Here is a 17,029-nt window from a genome sequence, read left to right as displayed (position 1 = left end):
CCCGCCATGACGGAGTGGCGCGGGGGAGGGTGGGCCGGGTCGCGTGGCGACCGCGGCACGGCCCCCTCGTCCGCCGCGCGGCTCCGTCGATCCCCTGTGCGCCCCGCGCCGGGCTCTCCGTGGCGCGGCTGCCCCGGCTGCCTCTTCTCCCCCTTCTTGTGTGCGCGCCGCGCGTCCTGGTTTCGGCCGCTCTTGACGACTCTTCTCCTGCCCGAATACATTGCTTCCAGATAGTAGAAGTTAAATTCCGTATCGCGGAATTTGGAATCATCCGCAGCAACGGAGACTGTGCTCACCGCGGGGCGCGACGGGAGTACGCATCCGGACAGCCGAAGCAGGAGTACTCGATGGCCCGTATGACCGCTGCCCGCGCGGCAGTTGAGATCCTCAAGCGCGAGGGCGTCACCGACGCCTTCGGTGTGCCCGGCGCGGCGATCAACCCGTTCTACAAGGCGCTGAAAGAGGGCGGCGGCATCAGCCACACCCTCGCCCGCCACGTCGAGGGCGCCTCCCACATGGCCGAGGGCTACACCCGCACCCGGCCGGGCAACATCGGCCTGTGCATCGGCACCTCCGGCCCCGCCGGCACCGACATGATCACCGGCCTGTACTCGGCCATCGGCGACTCCATTCCGATCCTGTGCATCACCGGCCAGGCGCCGACCTCCGTGATCCACAAGGAGGACTTCCAGGCCGTCGACATCGCCTCCATCGCCTCGCCGGTGACCAAGATGGCCGTCACCGTCCTGGAGGCCGCGCAGGTCCCCGGCGTCTTCCAGCAGGCCTTCCACCTGATGCGGTCCGGCCGCCCCGGCCCGGTCCTCATCGACCTGCCGATCGACGTCCAGACCACGGAGATCGAGTTCGACCCCGAGACGTACGAGCCGCTCCCGGTCTACAAGCCGGCCGCGACCCGCGCCCAGATCGAGAAGGCGATCTCCTTCCTGCTCGCCTCAGAGCGCCCCGTCCTCGTCGCCGGCGGCGGCGTCATCAGCGCCGACGCCGCCGACCTGCTGGTCGAGTTCGCCGAGCTGACGCAGACCCCCGTCATCCCCACCCTGATGGGCTGGGGCGCGCTGGCCGACGACCACGAGCTGAACGCCGGCATGGTCGGCGTGCAGACCTCGCACCGCTACGGCAACGCCACCTTCCTGGAGTCGGACTTCGTCCTCGGCATCGGCAACCGCTGGGCCAACCGCCACACCGGCTACAAGCTCGACGTCTACCGCGGCGACCGCACGTTCGTCCACGTCGACATCGAGCCCACCCAGATCGGCAAGATCTTCCCGCCGGACTACGGCGTCGTCTCCGACGCGAAGGCCGCGCTGGAGCTGTTCGTCGAGGCCGCCAAGGAGCTGAAGGCGGCCGGCAAACTGCCCGACCGCGGCACGTGGGTCGCCTCCACCCAGGAGCGCAAGGCCACGCTGCAGCGCCGTACGCACTTCGACAACGTGCCGATGAAGCCGCAGCGCGTGTACGAGGAGATGAACCGGGCCTTCGGTCCCGACACCCGGTACGTCACCACCATCGGCCTCTCCCAGATCGCCGGCGCGCAGATGCTGCACGTCTACAAGCCGCGCCACTGGATCAACTGCGGCCAGGCCGGCCCGCTCGGCTGGACGATCCCGGCCGCGATCGGCGTCGCCAAGGCCGACCCGGAGGCCCCGGTCGTCGCGCTCTCCGGCGACTACGACTTCCAGTTCATGATCGAGGAGCTGGCGGTCGCCGCGCACCACCGGATCCCCTACGTCCACGTCCTGGTGAACAACTCCTACCTGGGCCTGATCCGTCAGGCGCAGGCCGGCATGGGCATCAACTTCGAGGTCAACCTGGAGTTCGAGAACATCAACTCGCCCGAGATCGGCGTCTACGGCGTGGACCACGTCAAGGTCGCCGAGGGCCTGGGCTGCAAGGCCATCCGGGTCACCGAGCCGGACCAGCTGGGCGCGGCCTTCGAGGAGGCCAAGAAGCTGGCCGAGGAGTACCGGGTGCCGGTCGTGGTCGAGGCGATCCTGGAGCGGATCACCAACATCGCGATGAGCAAGACGATGGACATCAGCGACATCACCGAGTTCGAGGAGCTGGCCACCGAGCCCGGTCACGCGCCGACGGCCATCAAGCCGCTGAAGGTCTGACGAAGGTCTCACCGGCCTGACGCCGGTACGCCGCAGGGGCGGCCCGTCCACACGGACGGGCCGCCCCTTTCGTGCTGTCCGCGGCCGCTCAGGGTCCCTGCGGCCGGTGGTCCGGCGGGGCGGGCCGGTCCGATGGGTTCGGCAGGTCTGTCAGGTCCGGCCAGTCGTCCGCGCCACCGCCCCGCCAGTCGATGAGGTCGCTCTCCTCGACCTCCACACGGTCCAGGCCGACCCCGCGGAGGAGGTCCACGACGTCGTCCAGGTGCGAGGCGAGCCCCAGGGTCACCCCGCCCTCGGTGACCCGGCGCGAGCCGTCCCGGGCCGGCGGGTGGACCACGATGTGCGGGTACGGCGTCAGGTGCGGGTGCGGGGTCGTGTCGCCCATGTCCCCAGCGTCCTGCGGAAGCGGCGGACGCGCACGCCGGGACGCGCACGCCGGGACGCGCACGCCGGACGCGCACCCCCCGGGCCGGGGCTTTTCCGGGGGCGGACACGACGAAGCGCCCCCTGGGCGGGGGCGCTTCGGTGTGAGGGTGGGGGAGGGAGGGTGGTGGCCGTCCGACGGCGCGAGGCTGGGCGCGACAGGTCGTTCGCGCCGCCGGACGGCGTTCTCGGTGCCTCTCAGGAGGCAGGGGCTGGGACCGCGGTGGTCCGCGACGGAGCCGGGGGTCCTTCCCTCACGTCGGGAAGGGTCCCCGGTCCTTGACCACCGCACTGGCTCGCGGGCCACCGCGGTCCTCGCCCTGCCCGCCGTACCGCTCGATCACCCCTCATCCGGATCGGTCGGCGGCGGGTCGTACGCGTCCGGTCCCCGGCCTCCCCGCCGGGTCCCGGACGCAGCCCGGGGGTGCTCAGTCCTCGCGCAGCGCGCGGACCGCTTCCTCCACGCGCTTGCCGTACTCGGGGTCGGCGGCGTGGAAGTGGGCCAGGTTCTTCTCGACGACGTCGTTGCGGGAGACCTGCGAGAGGCCGCCGGCGATGGTCGCGACCAGACGCGACCGCTCCTCCTCGGACATCACCCGGTACAGCTCTCCGGCCTGGAAGAAGTGGTCGTCCTTGGTGTGCAGCGGGGCCTCGTGGGTGCCGGAGTGACCGTGCACCGCGATCGGCGCCGACAGCGGGCGGCCCGTCTCGACGGGGCCGTCGTAGGAGTTCGGCTCGTAGTTCTTGGCGTGCCGGCCCTGGGAGTTGGACGCCATGTAGCCGTCACGCCCGTAGTTGCTGGCGCCGCCCGGAACGGCCTTCGGGGCGTTCACCGCGAGCTGGGTGTGGTTGACGCCCAGGCGGTAGCGGTGGGCGTCGGCGTAGGCGAACATCCGGCCCTGGAGCATCTTGTCCGGCGACGGGCCGATGCCCGGCACGAAGTTGTTCGGGGAGAACGCGGCCTGCTCGACCTCGGCGAACACGTTGTCCGGGTTGCGGTCCAGCACCAGGCGGCCCACCCGCTGGAGCGGGTAGTCCTTGTGCGGCCACACCTTCGTCACGTCGAACGGGTTGAAGCGGTAGTCCGCCGCCTGCTCCGCCGGCATCAGCTGGACGTACAGCGTCCACGACGGGAACACACCGCGCTCGATGGCCTGGAGCAGGTCCGTCTGGTGCGAGTTGGGGTCCTTGCCGGCCAGCTCGGCGGCCTCGTCGCCGTTCAGGCAGCGGATGCCCTGGTTCGTCTTGAAGTGGTACTTGACGAAGAAGGCCTCGCCCTTGGCGTTCGTCCACTGGTAGGTGTGGGAGCCGAAACCGTCCATGTGGCGGTACGACGCCGGGATGCCGCGGTCACCCATCACCCAGGTCACCTGGTGCGTGGCCTCGGGGGAGTTGGCCCAGAAGTCCCAGACGTTGTCCTGCTCGGTCTTGCCGGTGAACGGGTCGCGCTTCTGCGAGTGGATGAAGTCGGGGAACTTCAGCGGGTCCTTGATGAAGAAGACCGGCGTGTTGTTGCCGACGAGGTCGTAGTTGCCCTCCTCGGTGTAGAACTTCAGCGCGAAGCCGCGCGGGTCGCGCACCGCGTCCGCGCCGCCGAGGTTGTCCGCCACGGTGGAGAAGCGCGCGAACACCTCGGTGCGCTTGCCCACGGTGCTCAGGAAGTCGGCGTGCGTGAAGCCGCTGACGTCGTCCGTCACCTCGAAGTGGCCGTACGCGCCGGAGCCACGGGCGTGCACCACGCGCTCCGGGATGCGCTCGCGGTTGAAGCGCGCCAGCTTCTCCAGGAGGTGCTGGTCCTGGAGGAGGAGCGGACCGCCGGCGCCGGCGGAGGCGGAGTTCTGGTTGTCGGCGACCGGGGCGCCGGACTCTGTCGTGAGCACGCGCTTCGACATCGTGGACCTTCCGTGCGGGGGCACTTGCGTGCGAGATTCAGCGGAAAACTGTTTCCGCTTGGTGGAGCTGAGAAAGTGAGCCTAGAAGTGGGGCGATCGAGACGTCAACAATTTGTTGAAGTTGATTCCGGGCGGCGCCGGCGCCTGGGCGCGACAGGACAGGTGTCAGCGCCGGCGCCGCCCGGAAGTTCAGGAGGCCGGTGCCTCAGAGCTGGGCGCCGGAGAGGCGCTCCACGGCACGCAGCAGCGCCGAGTGGTCCAGGCCGCCGTCACCCTGCGCGCGCAGGGAGGCGACCAGCTGGGCGACCACGGCGCCGACCGGCAGGGCGGCACCCACGTTGCGGGCGGCGTCGGTGACGATGCCCATGTCCTTGTGGTGCAGGTCGATGCGGAAACCCGGCTTGAAGTCGCGGTTGAGGAAGTTGTCCTTCTTGCGCGTCAGCACGGTCGAGCCCGCGAGGCCGCCGTTGAGGACGTCCAGCGCGGCCTGCAGGTCCACGCCCGACTTCTCCAGGAAGACCACGGCCTCGGCGCACGCCTGGATGTTCACGGCGACGATCAGCTGGTTGGCCGCCTTCACGGTCTGGCCGGAGCCGTGCGGGCCGCACAGCACGATGGTCTTGCCCAGCGCGTCGAAGATCGGCTTGGCCAGGTCGAAGTCGGCCCGGTCGCCACCGACCATGATCGACAGCACGGCCTCGATCGCGCCGGCCTCGCCACCGGACACGGGGGCGTCCAGCACGCGGATGCCCTTGTCCTTCGCGGCCTTCGCGAGGTCGACGGAGGTCTGCGGGGTGATCGAGGACATGTCGATCAGCAGCGCGCCGCGCTTGGCGTTCTCCAGGATGCCCTCGGGGCCGTAGGAGATGGCCTCGACGTGCGGGGAGGCGGGCACCATGGTGATGACCACGTCGGCGTCGCGCACGGCCTCGGCGATGGAGGCGGCGGCCGTACCGCCGGCGGCGGCCAGGCGGTCCAGCTTGTCCTGCTCCAGGGTGAAGCCGGTGACCTGGTAGCCGGCCTTGATCAGGTTCTCGGACATGGGGGAGCCCATGATGCCGAGGCCGATCCACGCAATCGCCGGGCGGGTCGGGTGGGAGGAATTCGTAAGGTTGCTCATGATTGGGGGTACCTCTCTACTGCTGTACTGCCTTGCGACGTCAGGGGTGTTCAGCGCGCGGCGCGGGCCTCGCGCGGGAGCCAGTCGAAGGCCTCGGCGCTCGGGCGGTCGCCGGCCTTGTACTCCAGGCCGACCCAGCCGTCGTATCCGGCCTTCTTCAGCCGGCCGAGCAGCTCCTCCAGCGGGAGCGAGCCCGTGCCGGGGGCGCCGCGGCCCGGGTTGTCGGCGATCTGCACGTGCCCGGTCTTCGCCGCGTACTGTTCGATGACCGACGGGACGTCCTCGCCGTTCATCGACAGGTGGTACAGGTCCATCAGGAACTTCGCGTTCCCGAGGCCGGTCGCCGCGTTGACCTTGTCCACGATCTCGACGGCCTTGGGGGCGCTCACGATCGGGCACTTGGGCGACTCGGGCTGGTTCAGCGCCTCGATCAGGAGGATCGCGCCGATCCGGTCGGCGGCCCGGGCCGCGAGAGCCAGGTTCTCCAGGGCGAGCGCGTCCTGCTCGGCCGGGTCCACGCCGTCGACGCGGTTGCCGTAGAGCGCGTTGAGCGCCGTGCAGCCGAGGGATCGGGCGAAGTCCGCGGCCACGTCGATGTTGGCGCGGAACCTCTCCGACTCCTCACCGGGGATCGACAGGGCACCGCGGTCGGGGCCCGGCAGCTGCCCGGCGTAGAAGTTCAGCCCGGTGAGCTGGACGCCCGCGTCCTCGATCGCCTTCTTCAGGGCGTCGAGCTCGGACTGCTCGGGGGTGGGGGAGTCGACCCAGGGCCACCACAGCTCGACCGCCGTGAAGCCCGCCGCGGCGGCGGCCGCGGGGCGCTCCAGGAGCGGGAGTTCCGTGAAGAGGATCGACAGGTTGACGTTGAAGCGCTGGTCTGCAAATCCCATTCGGGTCGCGCTCCCTTCCGTAGGTTCGTTTTCCGTAATCCGGAAGTTTGTTTCTGCGTAATGGAAGATTGCCGTCGGGTGTCGCCGCTTGTCAAGAGGGGTCCGCCCCGGGCCGGGGGGTGTGGCCCGCGGGGCTGCCCGAAAATCGGTGCCGCGCGTTAGGTTGTGCGCGTGCGATTGAGAGTGGAGTTCACGACCGAACCCTTCGACCTGGACGAGGCCCCGGCCCACGCCCTGGCGGCCCGCCGGGTGATCGAGGCGGCCGAGCTGGACGCGGTGGACGTCGGCCCGTTCGGGAACACGGCGGAGGGCGGCGCGGACCGCGTGCTCACCGCCGTGGACGCGCTGCTGCGCGAGTCCCTGGAGGCCGGCGCCACCCGGATCTCGCTCCAGGTCAACGTGGTCGGGGAGGGCGACCGGTGAACGGGGAGGAGCCGTTCATCACGGCCGTGAAGCCGCTGGTCGACGCCATGGGCGGGGAGTTCCTCCCGCCCGACGAGGCCGGCCCCGAGGACGTCGTCCTCGCCTGGGCGGGCAGCGACGTCGTCGCCGTACGCCTGCCCCAGCTCGCGGACTCCCTCGACCACATCCTGGCCGCCATGGAGCGCCGGCAGGGCCGGCCACTGGCCGACCTGGACCGCAAGGCCAAGCAGGAGGTCGTACGGATACTGGAGGCGCGCGGCGCCTTCTCCGTACGGCACGGCGTCGAAACCGTCGCCGGCGCCCTGGGCGTCAGCCGCTTCACGGTCTACAACTACCTGAACCGCGAGAAGGAGGCCTGAGACCGGCCCCGGCCCTGCCCTGGTCCCGGCCCCTGCCCTGGTCCCGGCCCCTGCCCTGGTCCCGGCCCCTGCTCTGGTCCCGGCCCCGGCCCGGCCCCTGCCCTGCCCTGGCCCCGGCCCCTCCCTGCTCTGGTCCCGGCCCTGGTCCCGGGCCCCGGCCCTGCCCCTGCCCTGCCACCCCGGCCCTGCCCCTGCCCCGGCCCTGCCCCTGCCCCGGCCCTGCCCCTGCCCTGGTCCGGCCCCTGCCCTGGTCCGGCCCCTGCCCTGGTCCGGCCCCTGCCCTGGTCCGTCCCTGCCCGGCCCCGGCCCCGGCCCGGCCCTTGCCCCCTGCCTCGCCCCGGACCCGCCTCGGCCCCGGTTCCGCCCCGGCCCCGCCCGGGCAGGGCCGCATTCCCCGCTCCTGGCGCGGCGTCCGTCCGGCTGCTGAGACCGGCCGGTGGTAGCGGGGGAATTTTCAACAAAGTGTTGACGTGGTGTTTCCGAGGGCGTTAGCTATCCGCAGCCCGTTCAGCACGAAGGCCCATCGCGGCCACGGAGGCTCCCGTGACGTCGATTTCCACGCCCCCGGGCCTGGCCCGGTTCAACACCCTGGAGGACCACGCGGCACGCGCCGCCCTCCACGAGGCGTGCGCCTCCACCGAGTGGGCCCGGCGGCTGCTCGCCGAGCGGCCGTACGCCACCGTCGAGGACCTGTACGCCGCCAGCGACGCCGCCATGGCCGAGCTGACCACCGCGGACCTCGAGGAAGCGATGGCCGGCCACCCGCCGATCGGCCGCCCCAAGCCCGGCGACCCGACCTCCTCCCGCGAGCAGGCCGGGATGGCGGGCGCCTCCGCGGACCTCAAGGCGGAGATGCTCGAACTCAACCTGGCCTACCAGGAGAAGTTCGGCCATGTCTTCCTCATCTGCGCCACCGGCCGGACCGGCGAGCAGATGCGCGACGCGGTGAAGGAGCGGATCGGCAACTCGCCCGAGCAGGAGCGGGAGACGGTCCGCACCGAGCTGGGCAGGATCAACCGTATCCGCCTGGCCCGACTCGTCGAAGAGGACGCCTGACACCATGAGCACCAGCACCACCGCCTCCGTGTCCACCCACATCCTGGACACCTCCGTCGGCCGCCCCGCCGAGGGCGTCGCCATCCAGCTCTCCGCCCGCAGCGGGCAGAGCGCCGGCTGGCAGGCGCTCGGCGGCTCCGCGACCGACGCCGACGGCCGGTGCAAGGACCTGCCGGCACTGCCGGAGGGCACCACACACGTACGGATCGAGTTCGACACCGAGACGTACTTCGCAAAGAAACAAGCCGCGGCCCAGCAGGACGCCCCCGCGCTCCGGGACAGCGAGAACGGCCGGCCGGTGTTCTTCCCCGAGGTGACCATCGCCTTCGCGGTGGTACCCGGCGAGCACTACCACGTTCCGCTGCTGCTCAACCCGTTCGGCTACTCCGTTTACCGAGGGAGCTGACCGACACCATGACCCGTTTCGTCCTGGGACAGAACCAGTACGGCAAGGCCGAGAACCGCGTCGTCAAGATCGTGCGTGACGGCGACACGCACCACATCAAGGACCTGAACGTCTCCGTCGCGCTGTCCGGCGACATGGAGGAGGTCCACCGCAGCGGTTCCAACGCCAACGTCCTGCCGACCGACACCACGAAGAACACCGTGTTCGCCTTCGCCAAGGAGCACGGCATCCAGAGCTCCGAGGACTTCGGCGTCGCGCTCGCCCGCCACTTCGTGGACGACACCGAGCCCATCCACCGGGCCCGCATCCGCATCGAGGAATACACCTGGACGCGGATCGAGACCTCGCAGTCCGGCGCCCGCTTCGTCGGCTCGGACGAGATCGCCCACTCCTTCGTCCGCCAGGGCCAGGAGACCCGCGTCGCCGAGGTCACCTACGACGGCCACGGCATCCAGGTGCTCTCCGGCTTCAAGGACCTGACCGTCCTGAACTCGACCAACTCCGAGTTCTTCGGCTTCCTGAAGGACAAGTACACCACCCTCCAGGAGGACCACGACCGCATCCTCGCCACCACCGTCTCCACCTGGTGGCGGCACAACTGGGACGGCGTCGACTCCCACGCCCCGGACTGGGACCGTTCCTACAACGGTGTGCGCAAGCACGCGCTGCAGGCGTTCGCCGAGACCTACTCGTACTCGCTCCAGCAGACCCTCTTCGAGATGGGTGTGCGGGTGCTGAACTCCCGTGACGAGGTCGACGAGATCCGCTTCTCGATGCCCAACAAGCACCACTTCCGCTCGGACCTGTCGCCCTTCGGGATCGACAACGAGGCCAAGGACGGCGCCGTGTACTACGCCGCCGACCGCCCCTACGGCCTGATCGAGGCCACCATCCTGCGGGACGGCGCCGAGCAGCTCATCCCGGTCGACATGACCAACCTCTGAGCCTCACCGCTCTCGGCACCCGCGGCCGGTGAGCCCAGCTCCCCGGCCGCGGTACTCAAGACTCGTGAGGTCCTGCGTGCCCTCCCCCTTGAGTCCACCGAGCGAAAAGGACGAACCATGGCAGCAGCCCAGCGCATCGTCATCGAGAACTGCTCGATCGCGACGGTCGACGCCGACGACACCGAACACGCCTCCGGTCACGTCGTCATCGCCGGCAACCGCATCGAGGCGGTCGGAGCGGGCAGGGCCCCCGAGGGCCTGGACGACGTCGTACGCCGCATCGACGCCACCGGTCACCTCGTGACCCCCGGCCTGGTCAACACCCACCACCACTTCTACCAGTGGATCACGCGGGGACTGGCCACCGACCACAACCTGTTCGACTGGCTCGTCGCGCTGTACCCGACCTGGGCCCGCGTCGACGAGCAGATGGTGTACGCGGCGGCCCAGGGATCGCTCGCCATGATGGCCCGCGGCGGTGTCACCACCGCCATGGACCACCACTACGTCTTCCCCCGGGGCTGCGGAGACCTCTCCGGCGCGATCATCCGCGCCGCCAGTGAGATGGGCGTCCGCTTCACCCTCGCCCGCGGTTCCATGGACCGCGGTGAGTCGGACGGCGGACTGCCGCCGGACTTCGCCGTGGAGAGCCTCGACGACGCCCTGGCCGGCACCGAGGCCACCGTGAAGCGGCACCACGACGCCTCCGCCGACGCGATGACCCAGGTCGCCGTCGCCCCCTGCTCGCCGTTCTCGGTCAGCACCGAACTGCTCCGGCAGGGCGCCGAACTCGCCCGCCGCCTGGGCGTACGGCTGCACACCCACGGTTCGGAGACGGTGGAGGAGGAGAAGTTCTGCCACGAGCAGTTCGGCATGGGCCCGACCGACTACCTTGAGTCCACCGGCTGGCTCGGCGAGGACGTGTGGATGGCGCACTGCGTCCACATGAACGACTCCGACATCGCGGCCTTCGCCCGCACCGGCACCGGCGTCGCGCACTGCCCCTCGTCCAACGCCCGCCTCGCCGCCGGCATCGCCCGCGTCCCCGACCTGCTGAAGGCCGGCGTACCGGTCGGCCTCGGCGTCGACGGCACCGCCTCCAACGAGTCCGGTGAACTCCACACCGAACTGCGCAACGCCCTGCTGATCAACCGGCTCGGCGCCCACCGCGAGGCCGCGCTGAACGCCCGGCAGGCACTGCGGCTCGGCACCTACGGCGGCGCCCGGGTGCTCGGCCGGGCGGCCGACACCGGCTCGCTGGAGCCGGGCAAGCTCGCCGACCTCGTGCTGTGGAAGCTGGACACGCTCGCCCACGCGTCCATCGCCGACCCGGTGACCGCGCTGGTGTTCGGCGCGGCCGCCCCCGTCACCGCCTCCTTCGTGGGCGGCCGGCAGATCGTCGAGAACGGACGACTGCTGACCGTCGACGAGGATGCCATCGCCCGCTCCACGCGGGCCGAGGCCCAGCGCCTGGCGCGCATCGCGCACCAGGCCTGAGCCGCCGCTGACTCCGGCCGGGAGGGACGGCTCCCGGTCGGCAGCCGTGGACCCGAGCGGGGTCCACGGCGGCCGTCTCCGGGACGCGCGTGCGAGCGCGCGTCCCGGAACGGTCTCCGTTCCCCGGCCCCCGCCGGCTTCCCCGAGCCGCCGTGTGCCACCCGGTCCCGCACGACCGCACGCACCACCTCCATGAAACCCGCGTCAGAGCCGACGTGTTTAACCGACCGGAGGAACCGCCGTGTCCGCCAGCCCCGTCGACGAGACACCCGTCCACCCCCAAGGGATCCATCCCGTGGACGAGAAACTCCCCGCCCTGAAGATGGCGACCAGCGGCCTGCAGCACGTGGCCGCCATGTACGCGGGAGTCGTCGCCCCACCCCTGATCGTCGGCGCGGCCGTAGGCCTGTCCGCCACCGACCTCACCTTCCTCACCGGCGCCTGCCTGTTCACCGCCGGACTCGCCACCTTCCTGCAGACCCTCGGCATCTGGAAGATCGGCGCCCGCCTGCCCTTCGTCAACGGCGTCACCTTCGCCGGCGTCGCCCCCATGACGGCGATCGTCGCCTCCGCCAAGGACAAGTCCGACGCCCTGCCGATGATCTTCGGCGCGGTCATCGTGGCCGGCCTCCTCGGCTTCCTCGCCGCCCCCGTCTTCTGCAAGGCGATCCGCTTCTTCCCGCCCGTCGTCACCGGTACGGTCATCACCCTGATCGGCGTCTCCCTGCTCCCGGTCGCCTTCGGCTGGGCCCAGGGACCGAACCCCGCGGCCCACGACTACGGCTCCGGAACCTATCTCGGCCTCGCCGCCGCCACCCTGGTGATCGTGCTGCTGCTGCGCCGGTTCACCCGGGGCTTCGTCAAGCAGATCGCCGTCCTGCTCGGCATGATCGCCGGCACCGTGCTGGCGATACCGTTCGGCGCCGTCGACTTCGACGCCGTCACCCACGCCGACGTGGTCGGCTTCCCCACCCCGTTCCACTTCGGCGCCCCGCAGTTCCACATCGCCGCGATCCTGTCGATGTGCGTGGTGATGGTCGTCTCGATGACCGAGTCCACCGCCGACATGCTGGCCCTCGGCGAGGTCGTCGAACGCCCCTCGGACGAGCGGACCATCGCGGCCGGCCTGCGCGCCGACACCCTCGGCTCGGCCCTGAGCCCCCTGTTCAACGGGTTCATGTGCAGCGCCTTCGCGCAGAACATCGGCCTGGTCGCCATGACCCGGATCCGCAGCCGCTTCGTCGTCGCCTTCGGCGGCGGCTTCCTGGTCCTCATGGGCCTGTGCCCGATGGCCGCCTCACTGATCGCCGTCGTGCCCCGGCCGGTCCTCGGCGGCGCCGGCGTCGTCCTGTTCGGCTCGGTCGCCGCGAGCGGCATCCAGACCCTGGTCCGGGCCGGTCTGCACAAGGACGACAACATCATGATCGTGGCCGTCTCCCTCGCCGTGGGCATCATCCCCATCACGGCGCCAGAGTTCTACCAGGCCTTCCCCGACACCGCGAAGATCGTCCTCGACTCCGGGATCTCCACCGGCTGCGTCACCGCGGTCGTGCTGAACGTGCTCTTCAACCACCTGGGGCGCGGCAAGCAGACCGAGGAGGTCGCCCACCCCATGGAGTCGGGCGAGGAACTGGCTCCCGCGCACTGACCCGTCCGCCCCCGCGCGGGGCGGCCGGCGGCCCGGGGGTACGGCACGTACGCCGCCGTACCCCCGGGCCCTGTCGTCACAGGCCGAACAGGGCCGGGTCGGTGGCCAGTTCCTTGAACACGGCCGACGGATCGTCGACCAGCCTGCGGGTCGTGAGGTCCAGGATCCCGCCCACCGCGGTGATCTCCGCCGCGACCGTACCGTCGGCCTTGCGGACGCTCTGCACCATGCGGAACGTCTTGCCGCCGCCCCACTCGAACGCGCAGGTCACATCGACCTCCTCGCCCGCGAGCAGTTCACGCCGGTAGCGGATCGTCGTCTCCAGCGCCACCGGGCCCACGCCCTGCCCGATCAGCCGCGCCTGGCTGATCCCGGCCGCCTGCAGCAATGACCAGCGGGCGTGCTCCGCGTAGTTCAGGTACACCGCCTGGTTGAGGTGGCCCTGCACATCGGTCTCGTACCCGCGGACGGTCACGCGGACGGAAAACGGCTCGCTCACGACTTCCCCTTCGGTTCGTGGACGCACTGATCACGATGTTCTGATCATGAAGTTCTGATCAACCGATCCTGACACGCCGGCCGCGCCCGCCGTACTCCACACTTGGCGCGCCTCACGCGCGGCGCGGCGAGGCCAGCAGGTAGCGGACCGCCGTGCGCGGTTCCGTGCAGACGCCGGCCTGCCAGCCGGCCCGCTCCAGCGTGGTCGCGCACGCCCGCAGCGTCTCCTCGTCCGGCCCGTACACGGCGACCGCCTCGGGCTGCGGGGTCGCCCGCACCCGGTAGCCGCCGGCGCCGCCGGCACCCGCCGGCCGGTGCCCGGCCGCCTCCAGGGCCAGCGCGGCCGACCGCACCAGGTGCGCCCGTTCCCAGCCGCACGGCCGGTCCACGGAGCCGTCGGGGTTCGTCATCCGGCGCATCTCCAGCAGCCCCTGCCAGGCGCTGTGCACCTCGCGCTGCCGGGCCGGCCCCGGCTCCGGGGCGTCCTCCTCGCCGCCGACCCGGGCCGTGAAGACCCCGGCGTCCGGTGTGGCGGCCTCCTGTGGAGTGTCCGCCTCGGGCTCCGCCGCCCGTATGCGATGACCCGCCGGGGTAAGGAAGTGGTCGTGCGGCGGTCTCGGATGCCGGAAGGCGAGGCCCCGCTTCACCAGCGCCGCCAGCTGGGCGGGCGTGGCCCGCAGCCGGCCGGTCACCGGATCCGCGGCGTCGATCACCCGCCGCTGCGCGGCACTCGTCGGTCGGCCCACGGCATGCTCCCTCCGGCACCTGCTCGGCCCGGCCGCCCGAAGGACGACCCACCCGAAGCGTACGACCGGGGTGTGACAACGCCGTCCGCCGTCCCGCGGGGCAGCGCTCAGTCGGCCGGGCGGATGTTCCAGCCCGCCACCACCGGGCGTCCGTGTTCCGTGCCGAGCCGGCAGAGGGTGCCCGTCTCCAGCTGGAAGAGGGCGCCGTCCCGGGCGGGCAGGCCGAGGCGGCGGGCGGTGAGGACGCGGAGGAAGTGCCCGTGAGCGACGAGCAGGACGCCCTTCTCGGCGCCCGCCAGGGCCGTCTCGATCCCGGCCAGGACCCGGTCGGCGCGCTCCCCGACCTGCTCGGGCGTCTCCCCGGGGTGGTCCGGCGGGCCCGGCGCGACCCCGTCCGTGAACAGAAACCAGGCGGGCCGCTCCCGCTGGATCTCGGCGGTGGTGACGCCCTCGTAGCCGCCGTAGTCCCATTCGCGCAGGTCGGCGTCGACCTTCGCGTCCGGGACGCCGATCAGTTCCGCGGTCTCCCGCGCGCGCCGCAGCGGGCTGACGTACGCGGCGCCCAGCGGGAGGGACCGGATCAGCGGCGCCAGCCCCCGGGCCTGCTCCCGCCCGTGGTCGGTGAGGGGCACGTCGGTGCTCCCGGTGTGCCGTCCGGAGCGCGACCACTCGGTCTCGCCGTGCCGGACGAGAAACAGGTCACCCACGTCAGCGCCCTTCCCGCTCGCAGTCAAGCACCAGGCGATCTTCGCACAGGGTGGCCGGCCGCGCGCCCGGCGGCTATCGCTGCCGGTACCCGCCGAGGAACCGGCCGATGCGGCCGATCGCCGCCTCCAGGTCGTCCGCGTGGGGCAGGGTGAGGACGCGGAAGTGGTCGGGGGAGGGCCAGTTGAAGCCGGTTCCCTGCACCACCTGGATCTTCTCGCGGAGCAGGAGGTCCAGCACGAACTTCTCGTCGTCGTGGATCGGGTGCACCTTCGGGTCGATGCGCGGGAAGGCGTACAGCGCGCCCTTCGGCTTCACGCAGGACACGCCCGGGATCTCGTTCAGCTTCTCCCAGGCCACGTTGCGCTGCTCGTACAGCCTGCCGCCCGGCGCGGTCAGTTCGCGCACGGACTGGCGTCCGCCGAGCGCGGCCTGGATGGCGTACTGCGCGGGCGCGTTGGCGCACAGCCGCATGGAGGCCAGCATGGTGAGGCCCTCCAGGTAGTCCCGGGCGTGCTGCTTCGGGCCGGTCACCACCAGCCAGCCGGACCGGAAGCCGGCCACCCGGTAGGTCTTGGAGAGGCCGCAGAAGGTGAGGACGACCAGGTCGGGGGCGAGCGCGGCCGTCGAGTGGTGTACGGCGTCGTCGTAGAGGATCTGGTCGTAGATCTCGTCGGCGAAGACCATCAGGCCGTGCCGCCGGGCGAGGTCGAGGATGCCCTCCAGGATCTCCTTGGGGTAGACGGCGCCGGTCGGGTTGTTCGGGTTGATGATCACGACGGCCTTCGTGCGGTCCGTGATCTTCGCGGCCATGTCGTCCAGGTCCGGGTACCACTCGGCCTGTTCGTCGCAGAGGTAGTGCACGGCCTTGCCGCCGGCGAGGGTCGTCACGGCCGTCCACAGGGGGAAGTCCGGGGCGGGGATGAGGATTTCGTCGCCGTCCTCGACCAGTGCCTGTACGGCCATGGAGACCAGCTCGGAGACGCCGTTGCCGAGGAATACGTCGTCGACGTCCACCTCCAGGCCGAGCGTCTGGTAGCGCTGGGCGACGGCGCGGCGGGCGGAGAGGACGCCGCGTGAGTCCGTGTAGCCGTGCGCCTGGGGGAGCATCCGGATCATGTCCTGGAGGATCTCCTCCGGCGCCTCGAAGCCGAAGGCCGCGGGGTTGCCGGTGTTCAGGCGCAGCACGCTGTGCCCCGCCTCCTCCAGCGCGTTGGCGTGCTCGATCACCGGGCCGCGGATCTCGTAGCAGACCTCGCTGAGCTTGTTCGACTGCCGGAACTCCATGCGCCCCTCCGGAAACTGGTGTTGCTTGGTTTTACCAAGTAGCGGCTTGGAAAGTCCAACAACTTGTCTAGACTGCGTCGCATGTCACCACGTCGCAGCTACGACCAGTACTGTTCCGCCGCCCGCGCGCTCGACCTCGTCGGCGACCGCTGGACGCTGCTGATCGTCCGTGAACTGCTGGGCGGGCCCCGCCGGTACACCGACCTGCACGCGGACCTTCCGGGTGTCAGCACCGACGTGCTCGCCTCGCGGCTGAAGGACATGGAGCGGGACGGTCTGGCCACCCGCCACCGGCTGCCGCCGCCCGGCGCGGCCTACGTCTACGAACTCAGCGATCGGGGGAGGGAGTTGCTCCCCGTGCTGCAGGCGCTGGGACGGTGGGGCGAGGCCGAACTGGGCACCCGGCGCCCGACCGACGCGGTCCGCGCCCACTGGTTCGCGCTGCCGCTGCTGCGGGCGCTGGAGGGGGAGGGGGTGGTCGAAGTCGAGCTGGAGGAGGGGGTGTTCCACGTGCGCGCCGGCGCGGACACCGGGCCGGTCTACGGCGAGGGTCCGGCTCCTGCCGAGCCGGACGCGCGTGTGAGTCTCGACGCGGGTCTCTGCGAGGCGCTGGCCAGGGGTGAACTGACCCTCCGGTCCGCGGTCGCCTCCGGCGCGGTGAGGGTGAGCGGCGACGGCCCCTTGGCCAAGTCCCTGCGCCAGGACTGAGGCCCCGCACGGGGGGACACTCCCGGGCCGGACTTCGGCTGCGGGCCGGGCGTGGCTGGTCGCGCAGTTCCCCGCGCCCCTTGGGGGCGCGTCCAGGTCCTGTGAGTTGTCGACTGACCGTGAGGATGCCCGTCCCCGGGCCGGACTTCGGCTGCGGGCCGCATGTGGCTGGTCGCGCAGTTCCCCGCGCCCCTTCGGGGCGCGTCCAGTTCCGGCCCTTGCTCAGCCTCTCGGTTCTGCGAGTCGGGTGGGTGGGTGGGAAAGAAGGAAGGCCCGCCGAAGCGGGCCTTCG

At 71.2% G+C, this 17,029-nt stretch carries 17 protein-coding genes; 9 read left to right on the top strand and 8 right to left on the bottom strand.

What is annotated here, in order from left to right:
- Window positions 1-347 precede the first annotated feature (347 nt).
- Window positions 348-2,135 (top strand): glyoxylate carboligase, encoded by a 1,788-nt coding sequence (gene gcl / locus DBP14_RS05020; RefSeq protein ID WP_129305834.1) that lies wholly within the window; start codon window positions 348-350, stop codon window positions 2,133-2,135.
- Window positions 2,136-2,223: 88 nt separating this feature from the next.
- Here gcl and DBP14_RS05015 read toward each other — a convergent pair whose 3' ends face one another.
- The 4 genes from DBP14_RS05015 to DBP14_RS05000 form a co-directional block, all read right to left on the bottom strand.
- The gene (locus DBP14_RS05015) at window positions 2,224-2,520 is read right to left on the bottom strand and encodes a hypothetical protein (RefSeq protein WP_129305833.1); all 297 of its coding nucleotides are present in this window, start codon (window positions 2,518-2,520) and stop codon (window positions 2,224-2,226) included.
- Window positions 2,521-2,986: 466 nt separating this feature from the next.
- Entirely contained in the window at window positions 2,987-4,450 is a 1,464-nt protein-coding gene (locus DBP14_RS05010) for a catalase (RefSeq protein ID WP_129305832.1), read from the bottom strand.
- 205 nt (window positions 4,451-4,655) lie between these two features.
- Entirely contained in the window at window positions 4,656-5,570 is a 915-nt protein-coding gene (locus tag DBP14_RS05005; protein ID WP_129305831.1) for a 2-hydroxy-3-oxopropionate reductase, read from the bottom strand.
- 50 nt (window positions 5,571-5,620) lie between these two features.
- Window positions 5,621-6,460, bottom strand: a complete 840-nt coding sequence (locus DBP14_RS05000) for a TIM barrel protein (protein ID WP_129305830.1) — start codon at window positions 6,458-6,460, stop codon at window positions 5,621-5,623.
- A 171-nt stretch (window positions 6,461-6,631) separates the two neighbouring features.
- Between DBP14_RS05000 and DBP14_RS04995 the strand changes: the two genes are divergently transcribed.
- From DBP14_RS04995 to DBP14_RS04965, 7 genes are all read left to right on the top strand, one after another.
- Window positions 6,632-6,883, top strand: coding sequence for a hypothetical protein (locus DBP14_RS04995; protein ID WP_129305829.1), 252 nt, complete (start codon window positions 6,632-6,634; stop codon window positions 6,881-6,883).
- Window positions 6,884-6,930: 47 nt separating this feature from the next.
- Window positions 6,931-7,242 carry a helix-turn-helix domain-containing protein gene (locus tag DBP14_RS04990; protein ID WP_129311683.1) on the top strand — a complete coding sequence of 104 codons (312 nt, stop codon included), beginning with the start codon at window positions 6,931-6,933 and terminating at the stop codon, window positions 7,240-7,242.
- Window positions 7,243-7,785: 543 nt separating this feature from the next.
- Complete coding sequence (gene uraD, locus DBP14_RS04985; RefSeq protein WP_129305828.1) at window positions 7,786-8,298, top strand: 2-oxo-4-hydroxy-4-carboxy-5-ureidoimidazoline decarboxylase; 513 nt, start codon at window positions 7,786-7,788, stop codon at window positions 8,296-8,298.
- 4 nt (window positions 8,299-8,302) lie between these two features.
- Window positions 8,303-8,704, top strand: coding sequence for a hydroxyisourate hydrolase (gene uraH / locus DBP14_RS04980; protein WP_129305827.1), 402 nt, complete (start codon window positions 8,303-8,305; stop codon window positions 8,702-8,704).
- An 8-nt stretch (window positions 8,705-8,712) separates the two neighbouring features.
- A complete protein-coding gene (gene pucL / locus DBP14_RS04975; protein WP_129305826.1) occupies window positions 8,713-9,648 on the top strand; it encodes a factor-independent urate hydroxylase in 936 nt (311 codons plus the stop codon).
- A 117-nt stretch (window positions 9,649-9,765) separates the two neighbouring features.
- Window positions 9,766-11,145, top strand: coding sequence for an 8-oxoguanine deaminase (locus DBP14_RS04970; RefSeq protein ID WP_129305825.1), 1,380 nt, complete (start codon window positions 9,766-9,768; stop codon window positions 11,143-11,145).
- Window positions 11,146-11,386: 241 nt separating this feature from the next.
- Complete coding sequence (locus tag DBP14_RS04965) at window positions 11,387-12,793, top strand: nucleobase:cation symporter-2 family protein (RefSeq protein WP_277752689.1); 1,407 nt, start codon at window positions 11,387-11,389, stop codon at window positions 12,791-12,793.
- A 76-nt stretch (window positions 12,794-12,869) separates the two neighbouring features.
- On the opposite strand, the gene DBP14_RS04960 is transcribed toward DBP14_RS04965, so the two are convergent.
- The 4 genes from DBP14_RS04960 to DBP14_RS04945 all read right to left on the bottom strand — a co-directional run bounded on the left by DBP14_RS04960 (window position 12,870) and on the right by DBP14_RS04945 (window position 16,029).
- Window positions 12,870-13,292, bottom strand: coding sequence for an acyl-CoA thioesterase (locus DBP14_RS04960; protein WP_129305824.1), 423 nt, complete (start codon window positions 13,290-13,292; stop codon window positions 12,870-12,872).
- A 112-nt stretch (window positions 13,293-13,404) separates the two neighbouring features.
- Window positions 13,405-14,037 (bottom strand): hypothetical protein, encoded by a 633-nt coding sequence (locus tag DBP14_RS04955; RefSeq protein ID WP_129305823.1) that lies wholly within the window; start codon window positions 14,035-14,037, stop codon window positions 13,405-13,407.
- A gap of 107 nt (window positions 14,038-14,144) precedes the next feature.
- Window positions 14,145-14,744: a histidine phosphatase family protein gene (locus tag DBP14_RS04950; RefSeq protein ID WP_129305822.1), complete on the bottom strand. Its 600-nt coding sequence runs from the start codon at window positions 14,742-14,744 to the stop codon at window positions 14,145-14,147.
- Window positions 14,745-14,817: 73 nt separating this feature from the next.
- On the bottom strand, window positions 14,818-16,029 hold the full coding sequence (locus DBP14_RS04945; RefSeq protein ID WP_129305821.1) for a pyridoxal phosphate-dependent aminotransferase: 1,212 nt from the start codon (window positions 16,027-16,029) through the stop codon (window positions 14,818-14,820).
- 81 nt (window positions 16,030-16,110) lie between these two features.
- Here DBP14_RS04945 and DBP14_RS04940 point away from each other — a divergent pair, with 81 nt between their 5' ends.
- Window positions 16,111-16,737, top strand: coding sequence for a helix-turn-helix domain-containing protein (locus tag DBP14_RS04940; protein WP_129305820.1), 627 nt, complete (start codon window positions 16,111-16,113; stop codon window positions 16,735-16,737).
- Window positions 16,738-17,029: the final 292 nt, after the last annotated feature.

The sequence above is a fragment of the Streptomyces sp. L2 genome (assembly GCF_004124325.1).
GTDB lineage: Bacteria > Actinomycetota > Actinomycetes > Streptomycetales > Streptomycetaceae > Streptomyces.
This window is presented reverse-complemented; position numbering and strand designations above follow the sequence as displayed.